Genomic DNA, 22,007 nt, shown 5'->3' with positions numbered 1-22,007 from the left:
GCGACCCCTTCGCTGCGCTGCGGGGCAACCTGCGTCGGGCCGCCTGCGGGGTTCGCCGCAGAACTCACTGCGCGCTGCGCGCTCCGTTCAGACAACTGCGGCGAGTCAGTTGACGAAGCAGTCCTGTCCTTCGGCAGGACTGCAACCCCGCAGGCGGCCCGACGCAGGCGCTGACATACGGGGAGTTTGCTCGGGCCTTTGCTTCGCTCGGCCTGGTGTTTTTTTAGCGGGGCATGTTGGTTCTTGTGGCGGGGGCCAGTTGCGCCGCGAACTCGCGCGCGGCCGCGCTGTAGCTGGCGCCTCGGCGCCACAGCAGGCCTGCCGTGCGGATGAGCTGGGGGGCGACCAGGTGGATGGCCACCATGTCCGTGGCCTGCTGGGCGGCGCGCTCGGGGACGATGGTGGCCATGTCGCCCCAGCGGCACAGCGCGATCAGCGATTCCACCGAGCCCATTTCCGCGCGCAGCAAGGGCGTGACGCCTGCGGTGCGCAGCCCGTCCTCGATCAGGCTGCGCGTGTAGAACGTGCGCGGCAGCAGGGCAAGCGGCACGCCGGCCAGCGACTTGACGGACAGCGTACGGCGCCCGGCCAGCGGGTGCGATGGGTTGACCAGCAGCATCATGCGTTCGTCGAACAGCGGCAGCGCGTCCAGCTCGGCGCGCTGGGGCGGGTGAAAGCTCACGCCCAGGTCCAGGCTGCCGTCCAGCAATCCCTGCTCCACGGGCGGGGCCAGCAGCTCGATCACCACCACGTTGACCTTGGGATAGGCACGCATGAAAGCCGCCACGGCCGGGGCGACCAGGGTGTTGAGGAAGGTGGGAATCACGCCGATGGTCAGCGTGCCGGTCTGCAGCTCGCTGAGGTCGGCCAGCGCCATGCGCCCGGCCTCCACCTCATGCAGCGCACGCTCCGCATAGTTGCGGAACACCACGCCGGCCTGCGACAGCTTCAGCCCCCGGCCAATGCGCTCGAACAGCGCCATGCCCAGCTCCTCTTCCAGCTGGCGCAGCCCATGCGAGAGCGTGGACTGCGTGACATAGAGGTTCCTGGCCGATGTCGTCAGGTGCTCGGTCTTGGCAATATCGACAAAGTAGCGCAGCTGGCGCAGTTCCATGGGTGAAGGCAAGGGGGTGTTCGGCGGGCCAGTTTCTCACAGAGATACGGGCGCGCCGCACAGTTCACTCGCCGTCGTCCTGGTCCACGAACTCCACCAGCTCCGGCAGCATCTCCAGCTGCTGGATGGCATCCTTGAGCCGCAGGCCGAAGCGTGATTCCGGCCGCCCGAAGGCGCCCTGCGCCAGCCGCAGCGCCGCCGTTGCCTTGATCCACTCCACCTCGAAGGCATAGCGGTCCGCGTGCTGCTGGACACTCATGCGCTTGATGTGCTCCAGCGCCAGCTCCACGGCGCAGTCCACATCGACTTCGCTGTCGTCCCTGTCGGGATCGTCGACCATCAGTTCGATCAACTGCTGCAGCGTGCTGTGCACCAGGCCCAGCGACGCATGCATGGCCTGCCGCCAGGTGGGAAGAAGGGGTGGTTGGGGAGAGGTCGCCTTAGTGGCGGTGAGAGGGTGCATGTCTTGGTTCCTGTATGAATCAAGAGAACCACACGCCACCGTACGACGGGCAACGGGTGGACGGGATGTTCGTAACACGTATACAGACGTGCGGCCATCCTTGCGGGTAAGCCCATCCCGTCCAAAACCGTTGGAGACGGACGCGCGATGACGCATCTGCCCCAGGAATCTGGACATGACAAAGCCCCCTTCAAGGTGGGGGCCGCACCTCTGTATTGGTGTTACGACACACCAAGCCTTTCGGCTCGCCGCAAGTTTAACGGCTGCGTATCAAGAAACCAGGCCGAGCGCAGCGAAGGCCCGAGCAAACTCCCCGTATGTCAGCGCCTGCGTCGGGCCGCCTGCGGGGTTGCAGTCCTGCCGAAGGACAGGACTGCTTCGTGATCTGACTCGCTGCGGTTGTCTGAGCGGAGTTCACGCAGTGAACGCAGCGAGTTCCGCAGCGAACCCCGCAGGTGGCCCGACGCAGGTTGCCCCGCAGCGAAGCGAAGGGGTCGCGGACATCCGGGTCGTCTTTCTTTGGCCTACGTTTCTTTGACGAATCAAAGAAAGGTAGGTCGGCTGCCGGGCCGAAACCCGGCCTCGAAAAGAAACCCCCCGGCAGGGACAAAAAACAGCACCTGACCAAGACCAGAACAAGCCCCACGCCCACCCCCACCTGTCACACCCCTGTAAACCCCCACCACCACACTCACCCCCTTCACCACCCCCACAAAAACCACATGCCGCTGAGCAAACTCCCCACATTGCAATCCCTGCTCCTGTCCCGCCGCCTGGCGCTGAGCGTCCTGGCCAGCGCCGCGCTGGTGGCCGCCTGCGGTGGCAGCGACAGCAACGACAGCACGACGCCCCCGGTGGCCAGCCAGCCTGCGACGGCCACGCTGGCCGTGCTGGAGACCACGGATCTGCACTTCAATGTGCGCAGCTATGACTATTTCAAGCTGGCCGAGGATGCCTCCTACGGCTTCGAGCGCACGGCCACGCTGGTGCGTGCGGCGCGCAAGGAGTTTGCCAATACGCTGCTGGTGGACAACGGCGACACCATCCAGGGCACGGCCCTGGCCGACTACGAGGCCGAGGTGGCCAAGATCCCCTGCACGCAGCAGCTGTCCATGTACAAGGCCATGGGCGCGCTGGGCTTCGATGCGGGCACGCTGGGCAACCATGAGTTCAACTACGGCCTGCCCTTCCTGAACCAGGTGCTGGGCGGCGGCCTGGACGTGGACGGCGTGGACAAGGCGCTCAAGTGCGCGGGCAATGGCTTTCCCATGGCGCTGTCGAACGTCTACAGCAGCAAGACCAAGCAGCCGCTGGTGCAGCCCTACGTGATTCTGGAGCGCAAGATCGCGGCCAAGGACAAGGATGGCAAGGCGGTGGAGCTGCCCATCAAGATCGGCGTGATCGGCTTCACCACGCCGGGCATCATGAACTGGGACAAGCGCTATCTGGAGGGCAAGCTCTACACCGAAGGCGCCGTGGAGTCCGCCCAGAAGTACCTGCCCGAGATGCGCGCCAAGGGCGCCGATGTGGTGGTGGCCATGCTGCACGGCGGCCTGGACGGCGCGGCCTACTCGCCGACGATGGAGAACCCCGGCCTGCACCTGAGCAAGGTGGCCGGCATCGACGCCATGGTCATGGGCCACCAGCACAGCGTGTTCCCCGATACGGCGGCCACGCCGGCGTTCACGCAGGCTGGCGTGGACAACAAGGCGGGCACCATCAACGGCGTGCAGTCGGTGATGGCCAGTTCCTGGGGCAAGGCGCTGGGCGTGATCCAGCTGGCGCTCAAGTGGGACGGCAAGCAGTGGAGCGTGGACAAGAGCGCGGGCAAGAGCGAGCTGCGCAATATCCAGACCGGCAAGGACGCCGCAGGCAAGGCCACCTACGTGGCCGTGGACCCGACGGTGGCGCCGCTGATCGAGAGCCAGCACCAGGCCGCCATCCAGTACGTGAAGACGCCCATCGGCAGCACGGACTTCCGCATGAGCACGCTGTTCGCCGATGTGGGCGACCCGGGCGCCATCCAGATCGTCAACCAGGCGCAGCGCGACTATGTGGCCGACTATGTGAAGGCCAGCCTGCCGCAGTACGCGCAGCTGCCCGTGCTGTCGGTGAGCGCGCCGTTCAAGTCGGGCTTCCAGGGCGGCGCCGACTACACCGACGTGGCCGTGGGCCCGCTGGCCATCTACAACGCGGCCGACCTGTACCTGTACCCCAACACCGTGTATGCGGTGAAGGTGAATGGCGCCGACATCAAGGACTGGCTGGAGGCCGCCGCCAAGCGCTTCAACCAGATCGATCCGGCCAAGACGGGTGAGCAGCAGCTGATCAGCACCTTCCCGGGCTACAACTTCGACATGTTCACCACGGCCGATGTGCAGTACGAGATCGACGTGACCCAGCCCGTGGGCAGCCGCATCAGGAACCTGCAGTACCTGGGCAAGGCCATCGACCCGGCGCAGGAGTTCGTGATCGCCACGAACAACTACCGCGCCACCAGCGGCAAGAGCTTCATCGCCAAGCTCGACGGCTCCAGCGCCATCTGGGCCTCGCCGGACGCCAACCGCGACGTGGTGATCGGCTACGTGCGCAAGAAGGGCAGCATCACGCGCGCTGCCAATGGCGCGGCCAAGAGCTGGCGCTTCACCAAGGTGGCCACCTCGGCCAACGTGGTGTTCAGCTCCGGCGCCAACGCGCTGCCGGTGGCGCAGGCGGCGGGCCTGGCCAACATCTCGCTGGTGGCGGCCGATGACGGCTCGGGCAAGGGCACGTCCAAGTACCGCCTGGATCTGTCGAAGTAAGTTCCGGCAGGCAAGCAACAAAAAAGCCCCGTGCATCTGGCACGGGGCTTTTTTGCTTGTGCCGAACGGGCTTCAGCGCGCAGGCGGCAGCTCGAAGACCAGGCAGGTGGTCGTGGCGTGGGCGTAGAGCGTGCCATCGGGGCCGACCAGGCGCGCCTCGGCCGTGGCCAGCTGGCGGCCGCAGTGCAGCACGCGGCCTTCGGCGCGCACGCGCGGCACGCGCGGGGTCAGGGCCTTGACCAGGTTCACCCCCAGCTCGGCCGTGGTGTAGCCCCGGCCCGGCGGCATGCAGGTGTGGACGGCGCAGCCCAGCGCCGAGTCCAGCAAGGTGGCGAACCAGCCGCCGTGCACCGTGCCCATGGGGTTGAGGTGGTTGGCGCCGGGGCGGCCCTGGAAGACGGCGCTGCCTTCGCCCACGGAGATGAGCATGAAGTCCAGCGTGCGTGCAATGGGCGGGTAGGGCAGTTCGCCGCGCAGCATGGCCTGCATCAGCTCCAGCCCGCTGCGGCCTGCGACCTGGTCGGGGCGCGATACGCCTGCGCCGGGGCCGGCGTCCAGCCGGAGGGTGACCGCCTGTTCCTCGTCCAGCCAGGCTTGCAGGGCAGGGGAGATGGCGCCGGAGGTGGGGCTGGAGGTGGCGCCGGAGGTGAGGCTGTGGGCGGCCTGCTCCGGGGAGTGGGTGCGGGTGTCCATGGAATGTCTCTCTTTCATTGGGAAAAGTGCGGGCGCCAGGCTTTCTGGGATGGCGGTGTGGATATTATTGTATCTACAACAGTTGTATATGCAATAATCTGCGCCATGCCAGTGAATCCAGACATCCTCGCCGTGCCCCAGGGCTGCACCAACCACCGCGTGCGCCAGCTCATGCGCAGCGTGGGCCAGGTGTATGACGCCCATCTGAACGAGACGGGGCTGCGCATCACGCAGTACTCGCTGCTCAGCCACGTGCTGGCCGCCGGTCCGGTGCGGCCCTCGGACCTGGCGCGGCGCATGCGCATGGACGCCTCGACGCTGACGCGCAACCTCAAGCCGCTGATCGACGCCGGCTGGGTACGCATGGGCCAGGGCGAGGACCAGCGCAGCCGCCTGGTGCACATCACCGACGCGGGCCAGGCCAAGCGCGAAGAGGCCAAGCAAAGCTGGAAGACCGCGCAGAACGAGCTCAACGCCCGCGTGGGCTTGGAGCGCGTGGCGGCCCTGCATGCGCTGATCGACGAATGCCTGGTGCTGCTCGATGGCGGCAATGGCAATGGCGATGGCGCTGGCGCTGGCGCTGGCAACGCTGCAGACGGCCCGCAGGCATAGGCCCTACCGAATTCCCAACCCCCGAAGAGACTCCCATGCTCTCCAACTCCACGGCGCGCTGGCTGCAGCGGCGCGGCATCCACTACGGCTGGCTGGTCGCGGCCATCACTTTCCTCACCATGCTGACCATGTCGGCGGCGCTGGGCCTGCCGGGCGCCATGCTGCAGCCGCTGTCGCGCGAGTTCGGCTGGAGTACGGAGCAGATATCGAGCAGCCTGGCGCTGCGCTTTGCGCTGTTCGGCCTGCTGGGGCCGTTTGCGGCGGTGATGATGGAGCGCTTCGGCCTGCGTGCCGTGATGTGCATGGGCCTGGCCCTGGTGGGCGGCGCCATGGCGATGGTGACGCAGGCCACGCAGCTGTGGCATCTGTTTTTGCTGTGGAGCCTGCTGCTGGGCATGGGCACGGGCCTGACGGCGCTGGTACTGGGCGCCGTGGTGGCCAACCGCTGGTTTGCGGCGCGGCGCGGCCTGGTCATCGGCGTGCTCACGGCCAGTGCGGCCACGGGGCAGCTGGCCTTCCTGCCGCTGGCCGCCTGGATGATCGAGCACTGGGGCTGGCGCTCGGCCACGGTGCCGGTGTTCGTGGCCAGTGCCTTGATTGCCGTGCTGGCCCTGCTGTTCGTGCGGGACCGGCCTTCGGACCTGGGCCTGGTGCCCTTTGGCGGCGATGCCTCGGCCCCGCCGCCGCCGGCCATGGCCATGAACTTCGGCACGCCCTTCAAGGTGCTGGCCGAGGCCGCGCGCAACCGCACCTTCTGGCTGCTGGCGGGCACCTTCTTCATCTGCGGCCTGTCCACCAACGGCCTGGTGCAGACGCACTTCATCTCGCTGTGCGGCGACAACGGCATGGGCGCGGTGCCCGCCGCGTCGGTGCTGGCCATGATGGGGGCCTTCGACTTCGTGGGCACCGTGCTGTCGGGCTGGCTGTCGGACCGCTACGACAACCGCAAGCTGCTGTTCTGGTACTACGGGCTGCGCGGACTGTCGCTGTTCTGGCTGCCGCATTCGGAGTTCACCTTCTACGGCCTGGGCCTGTTCGCCATGTTCTACGGGCTTGACTGGATCGCCACGGTGCCGCCCACGGTCAAGCTCACGGCCCAGCATTTCGGGCCGCAGAAGGTGGGGCTGGTGTTCGGCTGGATCTTCGCGGCCCACCAGCTGGGCGCGGCCACCGCTGCCTGGGGCGCGGGCCTGACGCGCACGTTGTTGCTGACCTATACGCCCGCGCTGTATGCGGCCGGCCTGGCCTGCCTGGTGGCGGCGGTGATGGCGCTGGTGATAGGGCGGGCGCGCAAGGCGGCGGCGGTGGCCGCGGCCTGAACCCCATCACCGTTCACGCCATCCACGCCTTCAGTACAGCTGGCGCTTGCCCGGCTGCAGCAGGACGACCAGTGCGCCCGCGCCACCTTCGGCCGGGCGGGCCTGCACAAAGGCCAGCACTTCCTTTTTCTGCACCAGCCAGCGCAGCACGCGGCCCTTGAGCACGGGGGTCTTGCCCGGCGAGCCCAGGCCCTTGCCGTGCACCACGCGCACGCAGCGTATGCCGGTGCGGTGCGACAGGCGGATGAACTGGCCCAGCGCCTCGCGCGCCTCGTCCACGCGCAGGCCGTGCAGGTCCAGCTGGCGCTGGATGCTCCACTGGCCGGCGCGCAGCTTGTGCGTCACGTCCAGGCCGATGCCGGGGCGCCGGAAGCTGAGCTGGTCGTCGGTGTCCAGCAGGGTGCTGACGTCGAACTCGTCGCTCATGGCCTCCTGCAGCACGCGCTGCTCGTCCAGCTCCAGCTGCAGGGGCAGCGGCTCGGGGGGCTCGGGGGCATGGAGGTGGCGGGCGTGCGCGGACTTGAGCGCATGCACCGGGCCCACGGTGTTTTCGAACAGCTTTTGCTCGGCCAGGAGGCGGCGCGCCGCCTCGGCGCGCTGCTGCTGGAGCAGGGCCTCTTGGGCGGCGGCTTCGGCCAGTGCGCGGCGCACTGGCGCGAGGTCCTGCAGGCTGGTGGCTTTCAAAGTCATGGTGACGCCGGTTGTACCGCAATTTCGGCACCCCGGCGGCCATGGCGCCCTCTCAATGGCCGGCGAGCCTAGAAGCGATAGCGGGCGCTGACCTGGACGTTGCGCGGCGCGCCATACATGCCCGAATACCACCAGCCCGACATGGCCGCTATGTACTTGCGGTCGAACAGGTTGTTGACGTTCAGCGTCAGCGACAGCTGGTCGCTCACGTCATAGCGCGCCATGAGCCCGGCCACGGCGTAGGAGGCCTGGCGTGCGCTGACCTGCTTGCCGACCTGCCAGGCTTCTCCGCTGTACTCGATGCCGCTGCTCCAGTTGACGCCACCGCCCACGGTCAGCCTGCGCCATTCGCCGGGCATGCGGTACGTGGTCCACAGGCGGGCCATCTGGCGCGGGAAGGTGGTGTTGATGCGCTGGCCCGTGGCGTCTTCGGAGGCGCTGAAGTTGTAGGAGGCGGCAATCGACCATTGGCGGTTGATGGCGCCGTTGACTTCCAGGTCCAGGCCCCGCGTCTTGGCGCCCTTGATGGCGCGCGAGGCGGTGGTGGTGGTGCCCGGGATGAACTGGCCGGGATCGGACTCGGCCAGGTTGTCTTGGCGGATGAGGTAGACGGCGGCGCTGGTGGCCAGGCGCCCGTCCAGGAATTCGCTCTTGATGCCGGCCTCGTAGGTGTTGCCTTCCTGCGGGTCCAGGAAGGAGCCGTTGCGGTCGCGCGAGGTCTGCGGGCTGTAGATGGTGGCAAAGCTGGCGTACAGCGTGTGCTGCGGGTTCAGCGTGTAGACCAGGCCTGCGTAGGGTGTGAACACGCGGCGCTCGGACGAGGGCGCGGTCTCGTGGTATCCGGCCGTGGTGTCGGTGCGGTAGTCGCTGTCGTAGTTGAACAGCTTGCCGCCCACGATGAGCTTGAGGTCGTCGGCCAGCGCGAAGCGGCCGGCGCCGTACAGGCTGGTCTGGCGGCGCGTGCTGTCGAAGACCACGAAGCGGTCGCCGAACACCGGGCTGCCGCTGCTGTCCCACTGGTAGATGTTGACGGGCTTGTTGCGCAGGCCCGTGATGTCGAAGCTGCCGTCGGTCAGGCTCTGGAAGTCGGTGTAGTCGAAGCCCAGCACTGCCTCGTGCTCGCGCCCGCCCAGGTTGAAGGGGCCGCGCAGGTTGATGTCCACGGATTTGTTGCGCAGCCGGTAGTCGCGCCGCTCGGCGTTGAGCGACAGGCCATCGCCGGTCTCCCGGTCGAACAGGCTGTTGTTGACGGCCAGGTAGACCGCGTCTTCGCGCTGGTTGGAGCGCAGGTAGTTGGCCGAGAGCTTGAGCTGCCACCGGTTGGCCAGCGCCTGCTCCAGCGTGACGAAGGCGCTGGTGGAGTCGGTGTTGAAGCGGTTGTCGCGGCTGGCCGGGTTGAAGGAGACGGGGAAGTCGGTCTGCCGCCCGTCGCTGCTGAACAGCGGAAAGCCCAGGTAGGCCATGGAGCCGCGCGAGCGGCCGCGCTGGTGGTCCAGCCCGGCGGTGAGCTTGAGCGTGGAGGTGAGGTCGGCCTCGATCACGCCATAGAGCACGTCTTTTTTCTTGCTGTAGAAGTCGATGTGGCTGTCGCCCTCCTGGTGCACGGCGACCAGGCGGCCGCGCACGCTGCCCGAGGCGTTGAGCGGCGAGGACAGGTCCAGCACGCCGCGCCGGTTGCCCCAGGAGCCCACGCTGGCCTCGGCCGAGCCCTGGAACTGCGCCGTGGGCTTCTTGCGCACCATGTTGACGATGCCGGACGGATCGCCCGCGCCCGTGGTCAGGCCCGAGGCGCCGCGCAGCACCTCGATGCGGTCGTACAGCGCCATGTCGGCAATGCTTTGCGTGGGCAGGGCGTCCAGGCCCAGGAATTCGGTGTGCGTGCTGACGCCGTCGAGCTGGTAGTTGGTGATGGGGTAGCCGCGCGCGTTGGCGTTGCTGCGCTCGGTGCCCAGCGCCGAGGTGGAGATGCCCGGCACGCGCGCCAGCACCTCGCTGATGCTGGTGAGGTTTTCGTCCTCCATGCGCTGCTGGGTCATCACGCTGACCGACTGCGGCGTGTCGCGCACGCTCAGCGCCAGGCCCGTGGCCACGCCGCTGGGGCCGCGCGCGGTGTAGCTGCCCGTGCCTTCGGTCGTGCCCGCCCGGTCGGCCTGGGCGACCACCTTGACCTCGGCCAGCGCATGGTCCTGGGCGCGGCCCGGCGTTGCCGTGGCCGGTGACGCTGCGGGCGCGGCGACGGAGGCCAGCACCGTGAGCGTGCCCTGGGGCGTGCGTGCCAGCCGCAGCCCGCTGTCGGCCAGCGCCAGCTGGGCGGCCTGCTCCACGCTGTAGCTTCCCCGGATGGCGGGCGCGCGCTTGCCGGCCAGCAGGGCCGGATCGGCGCTGATGCTGCGCTGGGCCTGGCGGGCGATGCGCGCCAGCGAGTCGTCCAGCGCGCCGGCGGGCAGGTTCCATTCCAGCGTGGCGGCTGCCTGCGATGTGCTGGCCGCCGCCGGCTGTGCCCAGGCCTGCGGCGGTGCGGACAGCGACCAGGCCAGCGCGGCGGCCACGGGCAGCAGCAGCGAGGGCGGGCTCGGCCTGCGGTGTGCGGGCGTGCTGCCAGGCTGCGGGATACGGAGAGGGCGGCGTGCGGAGGCCATGGAGTCGGAGGTCCTTGTCGTTGCGGTGGAAATGAAGGGCTTTCATTCCGTATGTGCGACAAGGGCGGCAAAACCCCTCACGCGGCGCAAAAAAGATTCAAGCGGACCGGTCTCGCACGTCGATCACCGTCAGCCAGTCCCCCCAGCGGCGCACGCTGACGGGATGGGTGTCCACCAGGTCCTGCAGCACCTGGTCGGGCCGGGCCAGCTGGAACACGCCGAAGATCCGCAGGCGCGCGGCCTCGGGACTGATGCGGATGATGCCGGCCTGGTAGGGCCGCAGCGCGTCGATCACCTCGCCCAGCGGCTGGTCGCGCACGTCGATGACGCCGTCGGCCCAGGCGGCCGGCGCCAGGTGGGCGGTGTCCTGCGTGCGGATGCCGTCGGCGTCGATCCAGGCGCTGCGGCCCTCCTGCAGCCGGTGCTGCCGGCCGTTCAGGCTGGTGAGCAGCACGCTGTGCTCCAGCACATGCACCAGGGTGCTGCCTTCTGCCTGGCGCACCATGAAGCGCGTGCCCAGCGCCTGGGCCGTGCCCTGGGCGCTTTGCACGACAAACGGGCGCAGGTGCTGGCCCGGCGCGCTGGCAGCCACCTGCGCCAGCAGCGCGCCTTCGCGCAGGCGCACCAGGCGGCGGGTGTCGCTGTAGGCAATGTCGGCGGCCGAGCGGGCGTCCAGTTCGATCTCGCTGCCGTCCGGCAGCCGGTGGTGGCTGCGCTGGCCGGTGCCCGTGCGCAGGTCGGCGGCCAGCGTGGTCAGCGGTGTTTGCCGGTGCACCAGCCAGGCCGTGGCGGTGCTGGCCAGCAGGGCGGCCAGCCCACCGCGCAACAGGCCGCGCCTGCGCGCGGCCTTCGGGATGGGCGCCACCAGCGCCTGCAGGCCCAGGGACGCCGTGCCCCCGCCCTGCCGGCGCAACTGCACGAGGGCGGGCTCCACCCCGGCGGACAGGCGTTGCTGCACCATGGCCCAGGCCTGGGCATGGCCGGGCGACTGGCGCAGCCAGTGGGCGAAGGCGCGGCGGTCGTCATCGCTGGCGTGGCCCGAGTCCAGGCGCACCAGCCAGTCGATGGCCTGATCGGTGGCGGCATCCATGCAGGCGATCAGCCGTGGGATGCCAGCGGCGAGAGGTACAGGTGCACCAGGGCCTGCTTCATGTAGCGCTCCACCGTGGCAATGGACACGCCCATGGCCTCGGCGATCTCGGCATGCCTGAGGCCGTCGAGCCGGCGCAGCAAGAAGGCCTGCCGCACCTTCGGGGGCAGGCCGTCCAGCCATTGGTCCAGGGCCTCGATGGCTTCGCGCACCAGGGCGTAGTCCTCGGGGGAGGGCGCCACTTCCTCGGGCAGCGTGGCCAGCGCATCGAGCCAGGCCTGCTCCAGTTCGCGCCTGCGCCAGAAGTTGTAGAGCACCCGCTGCGCCAGCGTGGTCAGGTAGGCGCGCGGCTCCTGGATGGCATGGGCCTGCCGGGACGCCACCACGCGCTCGAAGGTGTCATGCGCCAGGTCCTCGGCCTGGTGGGAATTGCCCAGCTTGCGCCGCAGCCAGCCGTGCAGCCAGTCATGGTGGGCGACGTAGAGCGTGTGCACCGGGTCGGCGGTGGACGGGGAGGGCATGGTGCAGCGGTTTTGTAAATGAGAATTTTTCTCATTTTACAGAGTCTGCCTACATCAGCCCCTCGCTGGCCATGGACAGCGAGGCACCGGGCGCCACGATCACATGGTCCAGCACCTGGATGTCCACCAGGCCCAGGGCGGCCTGCAGGCCCTGCGTGACGGCCTTGTCGGCGGCGCTGGCCTGGACCTGTCCGCTGGGATGGTTGTGGGCCAGGATGACGGCGCCCGCATGGTGGTGCAGGGCGCGCAGCACCACCTCCCGCGGGTAGACGCTGGTGCGCGTGAGCGTGCCCCGGAACATTTCTTCCAGCGCGATCAGCCGGTTCTGGCCGTCCAGGAACAGCACGGCGAAGACCTCATGCTGGCGCGCCGCCAGGTGCAGCTGCAGGTAGCGCGCCACGGCCTCGGGCGAGGCCAGGGCCGGGCGCTCGCGCAGTTGCTCGGCCATGGCGCGGCGCGCCAGTTCGAGCACGGCCAGGAGTTGCGCGCACTTGGAAGGCCCCAGCCCCTTGATGGCCTTCAGGTCCGCGTGCCCGGCCTGCAGCAGCCCGGACAGGCCGGCCCGGCCGGGCAGCTGCAGCAGTTCCTGGGCCAGCTGCAGCACGCCCTTGCCGGCCATGCCGGTGCGCAGCACGATGGCCAGCAGTTCGATATCGGAAAGCGCCGTGGGGCCGTGTGCCGCGAGCTTTTCGCGCGGCTGGGCCTGGGCAGGCAGGTCTTTGAGAGCCATGGTTCAGCCAGGTGGGGGCGCCGCAGGGACACCGTTGCACGGGGCGTGGGGGCATGGATGTTTTTCTACAATACGGGCCAGTTTATCGGGACTTCCATGACCTCTAGCGCTTCTTCCTCGGCCCTCCCCACGGTCCAGACCGGCTCGTTCCTCACGCTGCACTACCGCCTGTCCGGGCCTGCAGGTGATGTGATCAACACCTTCAACGACAAGCCCGCCACGCTGTCCCTGGGCGCGGGCGAGCTGTCGCCCGCCGTCGAGCAGCGCTTGCTGGGCCTGGCCGAAGGCACGCGCACCACGTTCGAGATGCCGGCCGGCGAAGCCTTCGGCGAGCGCAACGGCGACATGATGCAGTGGGTGGCGCGCAAGCTGATGAACGAGCTGGGCGACCCGCACGAGCAGTACGCGCCCGGCGACGTGGTGCAGTTCCCCACGCCCGACGGCCTGGGCAGCTACGCGGGCGCCGTGGTGCAGGTGCGCGAGGACGGCGCCGTGCTGTTCGACTTCAACCACCCGCTGGCGGGCCAGCCGGTGACGTTCGAAGTGCAGATCATCGGGGTGCTCTGAGGTGCTGGATTCGACCTCGCCCCAGGAAATCCTGCTGGCCGAGCCCCGGGGCTTCTGTGCCGGCGTGGACCGCGCCATCGAGATCGTGGAGCGTGCGCTGGCCAAGTTCGGCGCGCCCATCTACGTGCGCCACGAGATCGTGCACAACACCTTCGTGGTCAACGATCTCAAGGCCAAGGGAGCGATCTTCATCGAGGAGCTGGACGACGTGCCGCCCGGCTCCACCCTGGTGTTCAGCGCCCACGGCGTGAGCCGGGCGGTGCAGGAAGAGGCGCGGCGGCGCGGTTTCTCCATCTTCGACGCCACCTGCCCGCTGGTGACCAAGGTGCATGTGGAAGTGGCCAAGCTCGCCAAGGAAGGCTACGAGTTCCTGATGATCGGCCACAAGGGGCATCCCGAGGTCGAGGGCACCATGGGCCAGCTGTCCGAGGGCATCCACCTGGTCGAGGACGAGGCCGATGTGGCCCGTGTCACCCCCCGCCAGACCGAGAAGCTGGCCGTGGTCACGCAGACCACGCTGTCGGTGGACGATGCCGCCGGCATCACGGCGGCCATCCGCGCCCGCTTTCCGCAGGTGCGCGAGCCCAAGCAGCAGGACATCTGCTACGCCACGCAAAACCGCCAGGACGCCGTCAAGGTGCTGGCGCCGCAGGTGGATGTGCTCATCGTCGTGGGCAGCCCCACCAGCTCCAACAGCAACCGCCTGCGCGAGCTGGCCGCGCGCCTGGGAACGCCCGCCTACATGGTGGACAACGCGGGCGAGCTGTGCGAGGAATGGTTTGCCAATGCCGGGCGCGTGGGCCTGACGGCCGGCGCCTCCGCCCCCGAGGTGCTGGTGGACGAGGTCATCCAGCGCCTGCGCCAGCTGGGCGCGCTGTCGGTGCGCAAGATGGATGGCATTGAGGAGACCGTGAAGTTCCCGCTGCCCAAGGGCCTGAAGATAGACGCGGCCACGGGGCTGGAGATCTCCGTGGGCAAGCAGCCCGAGACGGGCGGCTGAACCGCAGGCGCAGCGGACATTGGCCAAAAAGCAAACGGGCGCCTGGCGCCCGTTTTGCATGGTGGGGCCGAAAGCCTCAGCTCCACAGATCCAGCGGAGGATCGGAGGCCACGGCGCGCAGGATGTCGGTGCGGCTGATGAAGCCGGCCAGCAGGCCCTGCTCATCGGTCACGGGCAGGCCCGGCAGGCCGGTCTCCAGCAGCACGCCGGCCACGCGGCGCAGGTCGGTGGTGGTGGCCACCGTGGGAATGGGGGAGATCATGACCTCGTTCACGGGCCGGCGCGCCAGGGCAATGGCGTCCTTGATCGCACCGGGCTCGGGCAGCAGGTCCAGCGGCGCCATGTCGGCGCGCAGCAGCAGCCCGACCACGCGGCCACCGGCATCCAGCACGGGCGCCTGGGCCACGCCGTGCTCGGCCAGCACGCGCCAGGCGTCGTTGACACCGGCCTCGGGCGATACCGTCACGGCCTCGTGGCTCATCACGTCGGCCACGGTCTGCAGGGGCTGGCGTGGCTGGCTGGGGCCTTTTTCCGTGGAAAGATAGGCATCGACCGCTCCGCGCAGCCGCGGCGCGGGCTCCGGCGCGCCGGCAGGCTGGCCCGCGAGGTCGGCCAGGATGGCGGGGAACGAGGCGGTGGCGTCGCCCGCCATCACATCGGCCGAGCGCGTGCGCAGGGCCTGCGGGCGTTGTACGCGGCGCACGGGCGCCACCTGGCCCAGCCGCTCGGCGGGACCGCGAAACATCTGTCCGTTGGGACCGAAGACAAAAAACATGGGTGCTCCCGGGTGCGCAAACCGCTGTGGGCGGCATATCGGAAGTATCGGCGCTGGCGCGGGATTTCTGTAGCGGCAAGACCCCCAACGCCCAGGGGCGGGCGCTGCCATGGCGATACCGCCTAAAATTGCCGGCTATGCTCGATATCCTTCTTCTTCGCAAAGACCTTGACTCGGCCGTCGCACGGCTGGAGACCCGCAAAAAGCCCCAGGCCTTCCTGAATGTGGAGGCCTTCCAGTCCCTGGAAGCAGAGCGCAAGTCCCTGCAGACACGGACCGAGGAGCTGCAGTCCAAGCGCAACCAGCTGTCCAAGCAGATCGGCATGCTGATGGGCAAGGGCGAGAAGGACGCTGCCGAGGCCGCCAAGGCCGAAGTCGGCAGCCTCAAGACCGAGCTGGACCAGTCGGCCACGCGCCTGGAGCAGATCCAGGGCGAACTGCAGACCATGCTGCTGGCCGTGCCCAACCTGCCGCACGACAGCGTGCCCGTCGGTGCGGACGAAAGCGGCAATGTGGAGGCGCGCCGCTGGGGCACGCCCAAGACTTTTGATTTCGAGGTCAAGGACCATGTGGACGTGGGCCAGCCGCTGGGCCTGGATTTCGACATGGGCGTCAAGCTGTCGGGCTCGCGCTTCACCGTGATGAAGGGCCCCATCGCCCGCCTGCACCGCGCCCTGGCGCAGTTCATGATCGACCTGCAGACCGACTCGCATGGCTACACCGAGTGCTATGTGCCCTACGCCGTCAATGCCGACTCGCTCAAGGGCACGGGCCAGTTGCCCAAGTTCGAGGGCGACCTGTTCGCCGCCAAGAAGGGCGGCCAGGACGGCGAGCCCGTGCCCGACAACGCGGCGCTCTACCTGATTCCCACGGCCGAGGTGCCGCTGACCAACTTCGTGCGCGACGTGGTCGTGGCCGAGGACCAGCTGCCCATCAAGCTCACGGCCCACAGCCCCTGCTTCCGTTCCGAGGCCGGCAGCTACGGCCGCGATACGCGCGGCATGATCCGCCAGCACCAGTTCGACAAGGTCGAGATGGTGCAGATCGTGCATCCGGAAAAGAGCTACGAGGCGCTGGAAGAGATGACCGGCCACGCCGAGGCCGTGCTGCAGAAGCTGGGCCTGCCTTACCGCGTGATGAGCCTGTGCACGGGCGACATGGGCTTTGGCGCGGCCAAGACCTATGACCTGGAAGTCTGGCTGCCTGCGCAGAACACCTACCGCGAGATCAGCTCGGTCTCCAACTGCGAGGCCTTCCAGGCGCGCCGCCTGCAGGCACGCTTCAAGAATGCCCAGGGCAAGAACGAGCTGGTGCACACGCTCAACGGTTCCGGCTTGGCCGTGGGCCGCACGCTGGTGGCTGTGCTGGAGAACTACCAGAACGCCGACGGCTCGGTGACCATCCCCGAGGCGCTGCGCCCGTACATGGGTGGACAGACTTTGCTGAAGGCCTGAATTTTTAGGCTATAATTTCAGCTTCGACGCTGCGGAGAGGTGGCAGAGTGGTCGATTGTACCTGACTCGAAATCAGGCGTACGTGCGAACGTACCGAGGGTTCGAATCCCTCCCTCTCCGCCAGAAACATGAAACCCAGTGCTGTGAAAACGGCACTGGGTTTTTCTGTTTCTGGCGTGCCGGTGGCCGCCTGCAATGGGAATGGGAAGGCCTTGCCCGGTTGCTTACTTGCAATCGCGCCTGACAAGTGAGCCATGCTCCGCTGAGGCAGCACGCCGCTTCCAAATCACCCCGTCCACCAGGTAGTGATGAAAACCAAGGGTGAAGTGCGCTATCAGCACAGTGGGCAGCCCCAGCCAGAGCAGTTGTGTGCCTGCCCAGTCGATGGCCAGGTAGAGCATTGAGCCCAGTACCAGGCACACACCACCATACCGGGCAGCGTTCTTCCACAAGCTGGTCTCCGACGCCTTGTCGGCTTGTGTCTGTCGCTCGCGGCGGATGTTCTGCACCCAGACGAATAGCAGGTATTGCAGGTTGTGCCACAGATTGATCAGGAGCCATCCGAGCGTGATGTCGGTGATCCAGATGTAGGCCACGAAGCAGGTGAATGCATGCGAGGCCACAAAGCCATCGTGACGCCAATCGATGTTTCCCGTCAGAGCCAGGCGAGCCTGTCGCCATAGCCAGCAGGCGCTGCAAGCGATGGCCGCAACGCCCATCGCATTGGCCGCCTGGGCGGGTACGGCAGGCAGTTGGATGGGATAGCCCAGAAAGGTCTCGGGCGCCTGGGCGCAGCGGGCAAGCAGCCCCCACGCGGCAACGAGGTAGATGACGGCTTCTGCGAGCCGGTCCTGGCGAAAGGGATGCATCCCCGAGCGCCGATAGGCCCTGGCGATGCCGAAGGACTGCCTCGCCACGTGATAGCTCTGCGCGCAGAAATATAGCGTGAACAGCCCGGCGACCTCGAATGCCAGCACGGTCGCCACCACACCGCCGAGCACGATCACGGGCAGGCCAAAGATCAGGAAGCGATGGCGTCGGATATCGGCCATGCTGGCTCCGATCCGGGTCAAGGTGGCCATGACATGAGGATTGGCGAAAAGCCAGGTATCCACCAGCACGATGGCGAGCAGCATGGCAGGCGATATCGAAGCCATGGCCGCCATGCCGAGGGCCAATGCCAGCGTGCCGGCAATGAACAGGCCGTCGAACCCTGGATGCCGTGCCAGCAGGCCGGCACGCATGGCATTTGCGTGTGGCAGGGCAGTCATGTGACGATGGGTGGCTGGATCTGCGGCCGGGGCGACCCGAGCGGTGCGGGCTTTGGCGGGATGGTGAAAACGGTTTCCGGGCGCAAATAGTGCTCGGTGCCACTCTTGAGCTTTTCAAGCGCCTGCATGCGGGCAGCGGTAAAGCGTGACTCGAGCGTCAGCCGGCTGGACATGCCAGACAGGCCCGCTGCCGGCAGTCGCTGGTGAGGGTCATAGACCTCACTGATCTCACAGGGATAGCAGCGATTGCTTGCGTCGAGTTGGCTTGCCAGAGAAATTTTGTAGACAACGCCTTCTGTTTGATCTGGAGCGACGGGAAAAGAGAAGGTCAATTCGGAAAGGATGGAATCCTTCGTTGCATCGCCTGCAAGCTTGAAGCCGGCAACGCTGTATGCGTCGATGATCATGGTCTTCAGACTTGATGGATCAATGCCGACAAATGAGTTTTCGTATAGATTTCTTTCTCCTCGCCACTTGTTTCTATAGTTGAACCCGAAATCTGCGTCCATGGATTTTCGCCCGAGATCGTGAATGCTGGCATAGGCTTGATCGATGGCCGAAAAAACCTGGCGACTCAGATCGTACTGAAGCATCCACGAAGAAGATTGAAGGCTGGGGAGCTCGGGAATCATGGTCAGCCGCAAGAAGCAGCTCGCGCATCTCTTGCTCTTGTCAAGGTTCTCGTCCACCCGCAGGACCACATCAACGCGCTGAATTTTTCCACCCGTCGCCACGGAATAGAAGAATTTGTATTGCGCCGTTCCATCCTTCGATTTTTCAATGGCCGTATGGGAAAACCGGGCGCTTTCGAAAGCACTGATCACCAGTTTTCTGAAATCATCCACCTTGATGCCACGATAAATGGCGACTGGAAAAGCAGTGGGCGATGTTCTTTCATGAAGCAAGATCGGTGATTGGACGTTTTGTCCTGGTGCACCATGGACCATGGTCATCCAAAAGAAAGCAATCATCACCAGTGTTTTTGATCCATCAAGCATGATGTCTTTTCGATGCAGTATGAATAATGATCGCTGAAGCCGCGCGGCGTGGGCCGATTTGCATGAGATCAGATGTGCTGCGCAAAGGCATCTTGGCTTGCGGCGGAGACTCCTGGCAGGGGAGCGTCTTTGCCAAAGGCCCTGTGAGTTGCTCAAGGCTCTGTTGCCTTTGCAGAACAACGCAATGATGGTAGTGCAACTGCAGCCTGTGCTGACGCAGCAGGCAGTTGCAGCCATAAAAAAGGCCCGCGCTGGCGGGCCGTGCTCAGATCTCGAGGGCCTTGCGGTCCTTGCCTTCAATCCAGCGCGGCGGTTTGCCCCGGCCGGTCCAGGTGGCTCCGCTGGCGGGGTCGCGGTATTTGGCCACGCCAATGCTGGCGGACTTGGCCTTGCCGGTGCTGAAGATGTCATCCTGGGTCAGACCGAACTGCTCGACGAGTTCGCGGACCTTGGCGATGACTCCGCCTTTTTCCGCCTTCAGGGTGGCGGCGATCTTTGCCTCAAGCTCGGCCTTCTGCTGGAGGAGGGTTTTGTAATCTGCTGTCATGTATTCCTCATGGATAGTGTGCTACACAATGACGCATTCTATGGAGACAGGGCCCATGTCGCATGTGGGACATCGTTGGTGTTTGCACCTAGCCTCTGCTCCGCCTGCCCCCAGGCGCTGTGCGCGGACCGGGCCTAGGCCTCGGCAAATTCGCGCCTGGCGCTGAAGTGCAGGATTTCGGAATCCTGCGCTCCCCCCTGTCTTTGAATGACGATGGTGCCGTTGGAGTGCAGATAGATGCGGATGCCTGGCAGGGTGTCCGAATCCAGATGGCAAGGGCTTTTGTCGAGGTTTTTCCAGCCATGTTCTGCGCACAGCGTGCGTTGCCGCATGCGGTTGAGCAATTCCCGGCGAGCGCCGGCGCCTTCGCAGATGCGCATCCAGAGCAGCAACAGCATGTCGTGTGCCTCCTGGCGGGATGAGCAGGGAGGCATGTGCTTCAACTGGTTCAGCAGGGTGAAGAACCGTTCCTCTGCGCTGATTTCGAGTGCCATGTCTGCCTCCTGTGTGCCTGGATATGCATCAAAGTGTAGGCAGGCCCGGTTCCGCGAAGGCGCGGCGTTTGGCGACAGCGCCGGTGGCGTTTTTTCCTGCGTGTTTGCAGGATTTCTGCCTGGGCGGCTGTCATGGCCCATGCCAGCCGTGTCAGTGCGACTGCATGCCCATGAGATTGCACGACATGGCGCATTGCTGGCAGGCTGCCGCGCAGGTCTGGCAATGGTCGTGGGAATGCTTGCTGCATTCGTCGGCGCAGGCCTGGCAGATCTGGGCGCACAGGCGGCAGATGTCCGGCGCATGCGGGCTCTGGCGCGCCATTGCGGCCACGGCCAGTTCACAGATCTGCGCGCATTCCAGGTCCTGGGCAATGCAGGCGGCCATCATCTGGACGTCTGACTCCTCCAGGCAGGCGGCGGCGCAGGTATTGCAGGCAATGACGCAGGCCTGGCAGGCGTCCATGCAGGCCTTGTAGTCGATGGCAGGTGGGGTGGTATTCATGGCAGTTCTCCAGGAATGAGGGAGTGAAGTTGCGCAGGGCGTTCTTCCTTGGCCATTCGCTGGCAGCTATCCGCACCAAAGAAAACGCCCCGCGAACGGGGCTGTGTCAAAGACCGCAAGGGTCGGGATTTACAGGTAGGGCACGCCGTAGTAATCGTTCACGCGGCGGCCATATTCATCGGTGTATGCCGGAGCCGTATCGCGCTCGTAGCGTGGAGCGTTGTCCAGTTGCTCGCGCGTCAGCGACACCACGTAGCCATTCATGTTGGGCTCGTACTTGAGGGATTCCCAGGGCAGCGGATAGCGATCCGTTCCGATGCCCAGGAAGCCGCCGAACTCCATGACGGCATAGCGCACCTTGCCGGACAGCTTGTCGATCATCAGCGTGTCTATGGTCCCCAGCTTGTCGCCTGCCGGGTTGTAGACATTGGTGCCGCTGACGGTTTCGGAAGAAATGACGCTCGATGCGGTGTTGGGTGTGACCATGACGTTCTCCAGTGAGTGGGTTTGTGCTGACCCGCCAGCGCGGTGCGTCTGGCGGCTGAGCGATGCGGCTTTGAATGGGCGCGGTAGCCGGCCTGTCAAGAAAACCTGTGCATCGCCTGGCGAAGTCGAAGCCTGTGTGCTTCTGGGTTCTAGCTTAGGACGGCATCTGCGGGCACCGGGTAGTCGGGCCGCCGCGACGGGCGTAGGAGGTGCCTTGGGCGGCGGAGGCCAGTTCCTACGAGCCCCTGTAGTCAAGGTCGGCGGGGCTGCGGGCCTTGGCTGACGCGGGGCAGTAGCCTGGGCCGGCTGCGGCGCGGCAGGGCGAGGCGTACAACAAAAACGACAGGGCAATGAAGCGCAGGCAGTCCCGCATGCGTGTGGCATGCCCCGAAGGAGAGCCCCATGAATGCAAGCAACAAGCCATCCATCCAGCCCATCCAGCCGGTGTCCACGGATGCCCCCGAGGATGAAGACCTTGCCGAGCAGGCACGCCCCGGCCACGGTGTTCCTTCGCAGGACCCCGATGCGTCCGCGCAGTTCGAACTGTCGCCCGAGGATGCAGAGCGCGAGTCGCGCTCGGTATTCATAGGCGGCGGCGTGCTGGCCGGAGCCGCTGCAGGCGCTGCGGCGGGTGCTGCGATTGCCGGCCCGGTGGGCGTGGTGGTCGGCGGCACGGTAGGCAGTGTGGCCGGTGCGCTGGGCGGCGCGGCCGCTGGCGCCGTGGCACCTGCGCAGGGCGCGGAAAAACCGTCGCACCCCGGCAACAAGTCTTCCGGGTGACAGGGAAGGGGTGGTGGCAGGCCCTGTGTAGCGCAGCGGCAATGGACGGGTGTGGGTGCATCCCGTATACAGAGGCCTGTCCACTTTCTTCCCACCCCAGATGGCCAACGTACTCATCGGCATCGTCGCCGCAATCCATGTCTACATCCTCGTGTTGGAGATGTTTCTCTGGGACAAGCCGGCCGGACGCCGCGCGTTTGGCCTGACGCCCGAATTTGCCCTGCAGACCAGGACACTGGCCGCCAACCAGGGCCTGTACAACGGCTTTCTCGCCGCCGGGCTGATCTGGGGGCTGGCGCAGGGGGCCGATGGCCTGAGTTTCAAGTACTTCTTCCTGATCTGCGTGCTGGTGGCCGGCGTGTATGGCGCCGCCACGGCCAGCCGCAAGATCCTCTGGGTGCAGGCCGTGCCGGCTGCTGTGTCGCTGATTGCGCTGTACCTGGGCCTTTGAGCGCGCCCGA

At 66.6% G+C, this 22,007-nt stretch carries 23 protein-coding genes and 1 tRNA gene; 9 read left to right on the top strand and 15 right to left on the bottom strand.

What is annotated here, in order from left to right:
* Positions 1 to 223 precede the first annotated feature (223 nt).
* Together ACUTR7_RS28750 and ACUTR7_RS28745 are read right to left on the bottom strand one after the other, a co-directional pair.
* Complete coding sequence (locus ACUTR7_RS28750; RefSeq protein ID WP_016450106.1) at positions 224 to 1,114, bottom strand: LysR substrate-binding domain-containing protein; 891 nt, start codon at positions 1,112 to 1,114, stop codon at positions 224 to 226.
* 64 nt (positions 1,115 to 1,178) lie between these two features.
* Positions 1,179 to 1,577, bottom strand: coding sequence for a hypothetical protein (locus tag ACUTR7_RS28745; protein WP_445610370.1), 399 nt, complete (start codon positions 1,575 to 1,577; stop codon positions 1,179 to 1,181).
* A 722-nt stretch (positions 1,578 to 2,299) separates the two neighbouring features.
* Between ACUTR7_RS28745 and ACUTR7_RS28740 the strand changes: the two genes are divergently transcribed.
* Positions 2,300 to 4,378: a bifunctional 2',3'-cyclic-nucleotide 2'-phosphodiesterase/3'-nucleotidase gene (locus tag ACUTR7_RS28740; RefSeq protein ID WP_445610369.1), complete on the top strand. Its 2,079-nt coding sequence runs from the start codon at positions 2,300 to 2,302 to the stop codon at positions 4,376 to 4,378.
* A 72-nt stretch (positions 4,379 to 4,450) separates the two neighbouring features.
* On the opposite strand, the gene ACUTR7_RS28735 is transcribed toward ACUTR7_RS28740, so the two are convergent.
* Positions 4,451 to 5,071, bottom strand: coding sequence for a PaaI family thioesterase (locus tag ACUTR7_RS28735; RefSeq protein ID WP_199958907.1), 621 nt, complete (start codon positions 5,069 to 5,071; stop codon positions 4,451 to 4,453).
* Positions 5,072 to 5,176: 105 nt separating this feature from the next.
* Here ACUTR7_RS28735 and ACUTR7_RS28730 point away from each other — a divergent pair, with 105 nt between their 5' ends.
* Together ACUTR7_RS28730 and ACUTR7_RS28725 are read left to right on the top strand one after the other, a co-directional pair.
* Positions 5,177 to 5,683, top strand: a complete 507-nt coding sequence (locus ACUTR7_RS28730; protein WP_445610368.1) for a MarR family winged helix-turn-helix transcriptional regulator — start codon at positions 5,177 to 5,179, stop codon at positions 5,681 to 5,683.
* 35 nt (positions 5,684 to 5,718) lie between these two features.
* Positions 5,719 to 7,002 carry an MFS transporter gene (locus tag ACUTR7_RS28725; protein ID WP_043824820.1) on the top strand — a complete coding sequence of 428 codons (1,284 nt, stop codon included), beginning with the start codon at positions 5,719 to 5,721 and terminating at the stop codon, positions 7,000 to 7,002.
* A 30-nt stretch (positions 7,003 to 7,032) separates the two neighbouring features.
* Here ACUTR7_RS28725 and ACUTR7_RS28720 read toward each other — a convergent pair whose 3' ends face one another.
* From ACUTR7_RS28720 to radC, 5 genes are all read right to left on the bottom strand, one after another.
* Positions 7,033 to 7,692: a Smr/MutS family protein gene (locus ACUTR7_RS28720; RefSeq protein WP_013803859.1), complete on the bottom strand. Its 660-nt coding sequence runs from the start codon at positions 7,690 to 7,692 to the stop codon at positions 7,033 to 7,035.
* Positions 7,693 to 7,760: 68 nt separating this feature from the next.
* On the bottom strand, positions 7,761 to 10,331 hold the full coding sequence (locus ACUTR7_RS28715; RefSeq protein WP_445610367.1) for a TonB-dependent siderophore receptor: 2,571 nt from the start codon (positions 10,329 to 10,331) through the stop codon (positions 7,761 to 7,763).
* Between the two features lie 97 nt (positions 10,332 to 10,428).
* On the bottom strand, positions 10,429 to 11,421 hold the full coding sequence (locus ACUTR7_RS28710; protein WP_445610366.1) for a FecR family protein: 993 nt from the start codon (positions 11,419 to 11,421) through the stop codon (positions 10,429 to 10,431).
* Between the two features lie 8 nt (positions 11,422 to 11,429).
* Positions 11,430 to 11,942 carry a sigma-70 family RNA polymerase sigma factor gene (locus ACUTR7_RS28705; RefSeq protein WP_315532780.1) on the bottom strand — a complete coding sequence of 171 codons (513 nt, stop codon included), beginning with the start codon at positions 11,940 to 11,942 and terminating at the stop codon, positions 11,430 to 11,432.
* A 49-nt stretch (positions 11,943 to 11,991) separates the two neighbouring features.
* Positions 11,992 to 12,672, bottom strand: coding sequence for a RadC family protein (gene radC / locus ACUTR7_RS28700; protein WP_445610365.1), 681 nt, complete (start codon positions 12,670 to 12,672; stop codon positions 11,992 to 11,994).
* A gap of 96 nt (positions 12,673 to 12,768) precedes the next feature.
* Here radC and ACUTR7_RS28695 point away from each other — a divergent pair, with 96 nt between their 5' ends.
* Positions 12,769 to 13,239, top strand: coding sequence for an FKBP-type peptidyl-prolyl cis-trans isomerase (locus ACUTR7_RS28695; RefSeq protein ID WP_012203830.1), 471 nt, complete (start codon positions 12,769 to 12,771; stop codon positions 13,237 to 13,239).
* A gap of 1 nt (position 13,240) precedes the next feature.
* A complete protein-coding gene (ispH, locus tag ACUTR7_RS28690) occupies positions 13,241 to 14,239 on the top strand; it encodes a 4-hydroxy-3-methylbut-2-enyl diphosphate reductase (RefSeq protein WP_012203831.1) in 999 nt (332 codons plus the stop codon).
* Between the two features lie 76 nt (positions 14,240 to 14,315).
* Here ispH and ACUTR7_RS28685 read toward each other — a convergent pair whose 3' ends face one another.
* Positions 14,316 to 15,014: a CBS domain-containing protein gene (locus tag ACUTR7_RS28685; protein WP_096915443.1), complete on the bottom strand. Its 699-nt coding sequence runs from the start codon at positions 15,012 to 15,014 to the stop codon at positions 14,316 to 14,318.
* 137 nt (positions 15,015 to 15,151) lie between these two features.
* On the opposite strand from ACUTR7_RS28685, the gene serS reads away from it, so the two are divergent.
* On the top strand, positions 15,152 to 16,468 hold the full coding sequence (gene serS, locus ACUTR7_RS28680; RefSeq protein ID WP_012203833.1) for a serine--tRNA ligase: 1,317 nt from the start codon (positions 15,152 to 15,154) through the stop codon (positions 16,466 to 16,468).
* A gap of 33 nt (positions 16,469 to 16,501) precedes the next feature.
* Positions 16,502 to 16,591, top strand: a tRNA-Ser gene (locus ACUTR7_RS28675).
* A gap of 101 nt (positions 16,592 to 16,692) precedes the next feature.
* Here the strand turns inward: ACUTR7_RS28675 and ACUTR7_RS28670 are convergent.
* The 6 genes from ACUTR7_RS28670 to ACUTR7_RS28645 form a co-directional block, all read right to left on the bottom strand.
* Positions 16,693 to 17,739, bottom strand: coding sequence for a hypothetical protein (locus ACUTR7_RS28670; RefSeq protein ID WP_445610364.1), 1,047 nt, complete (start codon positions 17,737 to 17,739; stop codon positions 16,693 to 16,695).
* Entirely contained in the window at positions 17,736 to 18,737 is a 1,002-nt protein-coding gene (locus ACUTR7_RS28665) for a hypothetical protein (protein WP_445610363.1), read from the bottom strand. The genes ACUTR7_RS28670 and ACUTR7_RS28665 overlap by 4 nt, the downstream gene beginning before the upstream one ends.
* Before the next feature lie 265 nt (positions 18,738 to 19,002).
* Positions 19,003 to 19,284, bottom strand: a complete 282-nt coding sequence (locus ACUTR7_RS28660) for an H-NS histone family protein (protein ID WP_012203893.1) — start codon at positions 19,282 to 19,284, stop codon at positions 19,003 to 19,005.
* 134 nt (positions 19,285 to 19,418) lie between these two features.
* Positions 19,419 to 19,778, bottom strand: a complete 360-nt coding sequence (locus tag ACUTR7_RS28655; RefSeq protein ID WP_012203894.1) for a hypothetical protein — start codon at positions 19,776 to 19,778, stop codon at positions 19,419 to 19,421.
* Between the two features lie 151 nt (positions 19,779 to 19,929).
* Positions 19,930 to 20,280: a four-helix bundle copper-binding protein gene (locus ACUTR7_RS28650; RefSeq protein ID WP_034390859.1), complete on the bottom strand. Its 351-nt coding sequence runs from the start codon at positions 20,278 to 20,280 to the stop codon at positions 19,930 to 19,932.
* Between the two features lie 129 nt (positions 20,281 to 20,409).
* Positions 20,410 to 20,766, bottom strand: coding sequence for a PRC-barrel domain-containing protein (locus ACUTR7_RS28645; protein WP_013803850.1), 357 nt, complete (start codon positions 20,764 to 20,766; stop codon positions 20,410 to 20,412).
* 402 nt (positions 20,767 to 21,168) lie between these two features.
* Here ACUTR7_RS28645 and ACUTR7_RS28640 point away from each other — a divergent pair, with 402 nt between their 5' ends.
* Both ACUTR7_RS28640 and ACUTR7_RS28635 read left to right on the top strand, forming a co-directional pair.
* A complete protein-coding gene (locus tag ACUTR7_RS28640) occupies positions 21,169 to 21,546 on the top strand; it encodes a bacteriocin (protein WP_088166290.1) in 378 nt (125 codons plus the stop codon).
* 100 nt (positions 21,547 to 21,646) lie between these two features.
* Positions 21,647 to 21,997, top strand: coding sequence for a DUF1304 domain-containing protein (locus tag ACUTR7_RS28635; RefSeq protein ID WP_445610362.1), 351 nt, complete (start codon positions 21,647 to 21,649; stop codon positions 21,995 to 21,997).
* Positions 21,998 to 22,007: the final 10 nt, after the last annotated feature.

It is taken from the genome of Delftia sp. NA_296.1, from assembly GCF_052692095.1.
This window is presented reverse-complemented; position numbering and strand designations above follow the sequence as displayed.

Coding starts and splice junctions, on each gene's coding strand:
- ACUTR7_RS28640 (WP_088166290.1), top strand. CDS start 21,169: ATGAATGCAAGCAACAAGCCATCCATCCAGCCCATCCAGCCGGTGTCC.
- ACUTR7_RS28730 (WP_445610368.1), top strand. CDS start 5,177: ATGCCAGTGAATCCAGACATCCTCGCCGTGCCCCAGGGCTGCACCAAC.
- ACUTR7_RS28735 (WP_199958907.1), bottom strand. CDS start 5,071: ATGGACACCCGCACCCACTCCCCGGAGCAGGCCGCCCACAGCCTCACC.
- ACUTR7_RS28705 (WP_315532780.1), bottom strand. CDS start 11,942: ATGCCCTCCCCGTCCACCGCCGACCCGGTGCACACGCTCTACGTCGCC.
- ACUTR7_RS28655 (WP_012203894.1), bottom strand. CDS start 19,778: ATGGCACTCGAAATCAGCGCAGAGGAACGGTTCTTCACCCTGCTGAAC.
- radC (WP_445610365.1), bottom strand. CDS start 12,672: ATGGCTCTCAAAGACCTGCCTGCCCAGGCCCAGCCGCGCGAAAAGCTC.
- ACUTR7_RS28715 (WP_445610367.1), bottom strand. CDS start 10,331: ATGGCCTCCGCACGCCGCCCTCTCCGTATCCCGCAGCCTGGCAGCACG.
- ACUTR7_RS28645 (WP_013803850.1), bottom strand. CDS start 20,766: ATGGTCACACCCAACACCGCATCGAGCGTCATTTCTTCCGAAACCGTC.
- ACUTR7_RS28670 (WP_445610364.1), bottom strand. CDS start 17,739: ATGACTGCCCTGCCACACGCAAATGCCATGCGTGCCGGCCTGCTGGCA.
- ACUTR7_RS28710 (WP_445610366.1), bottom strand. CDS start 11,421: ATGGATGCCGCCACCGATCAGGCCATCGACTGGCTGGTGCGCCTGGAC.
- ACUTR7_RS28745 (WP_445610370.1), bottom strand. CDS start 1,577: ATGCACCCTCTCACCGCCACTAAGGCGACCTCTCCCCAACCACCCCTT.
- ACUTR7_RS28635 (WP_445610362.1), top strand. CDS start 21,647: ATGGCCAACGTACTCATCGGCATCGTCGCCGCAATCCATGTCTACATC.
- ACUTR7_RS28660 (WP_012203893.1), bottom strand. CDS start 19,284: ATGACAGCAGATTACAAAACCCTCCTCCAGCAGAAGGCCGAGCTTGAG.
- ACUTR7_RS28750 (WP_016450106.1), bottom strand. CDS start 1,114: ATGGAACTGCGCCAGCTGCGCTACTTTGTCGATATTGCCAAGACCGAG.
- ACUTR7_RS28650 (WP_034390859.1), bottom strand. CDS start 20,280: ATGAATACCACCCCACCTGCCATCGACTACAAGGCCTGCATGGACGCC.
- ACUTR7_RS28665 (WP_445610363.1), bottom strand. CDS start 18,737: ATGCTTGATGGATCAAAAACACTGGTGATGATTGCTTTCTTTTGGATG.
- ACUTR7_RS28725 (WP_043824820.1), top strand. CDS start 5,719: ATGCTCTCCAACTCCACGGCGCGCTGGCTGCAGCGGCGCGGCATCCAC.
- ACUTR7_RS28685 (WP_096915443.1), bottom strand. CDS start 15,014: ATGTTTTTTGTCTTCGGTCCCAACGGACAGATGTTTCGCGGTCCCGCC.
- serS (WP_012203833.1), top strand. CDS start 15,152: ATGCTCGATATCCTTCTTCTTCGCAAAGACCTTGACTCGGCCGTCGCA.
- ACUTR7_RS28695 (WP_012203830.1), top strand. CDS start 12,769: ATGACCTCTAGCGCTTCTTCCTCGGCCCTCCCCACGGTCCAGACCGGC.
- ACUTR7_RS28720 (WP_013803859.1), bottom strand. CDS start 7,692: ATGACTTTGAAAGCCACCAGCCTGCAGGACCTCGCGCCAGTGCGCCGC.
- ACUTR7_RS28740 (WP_445610369.1), top strand. CDS start 2,300: ATGCCGCTGAGCAAACTCCCCACATTGCAATCCCTGCTCCTGTCCCGC.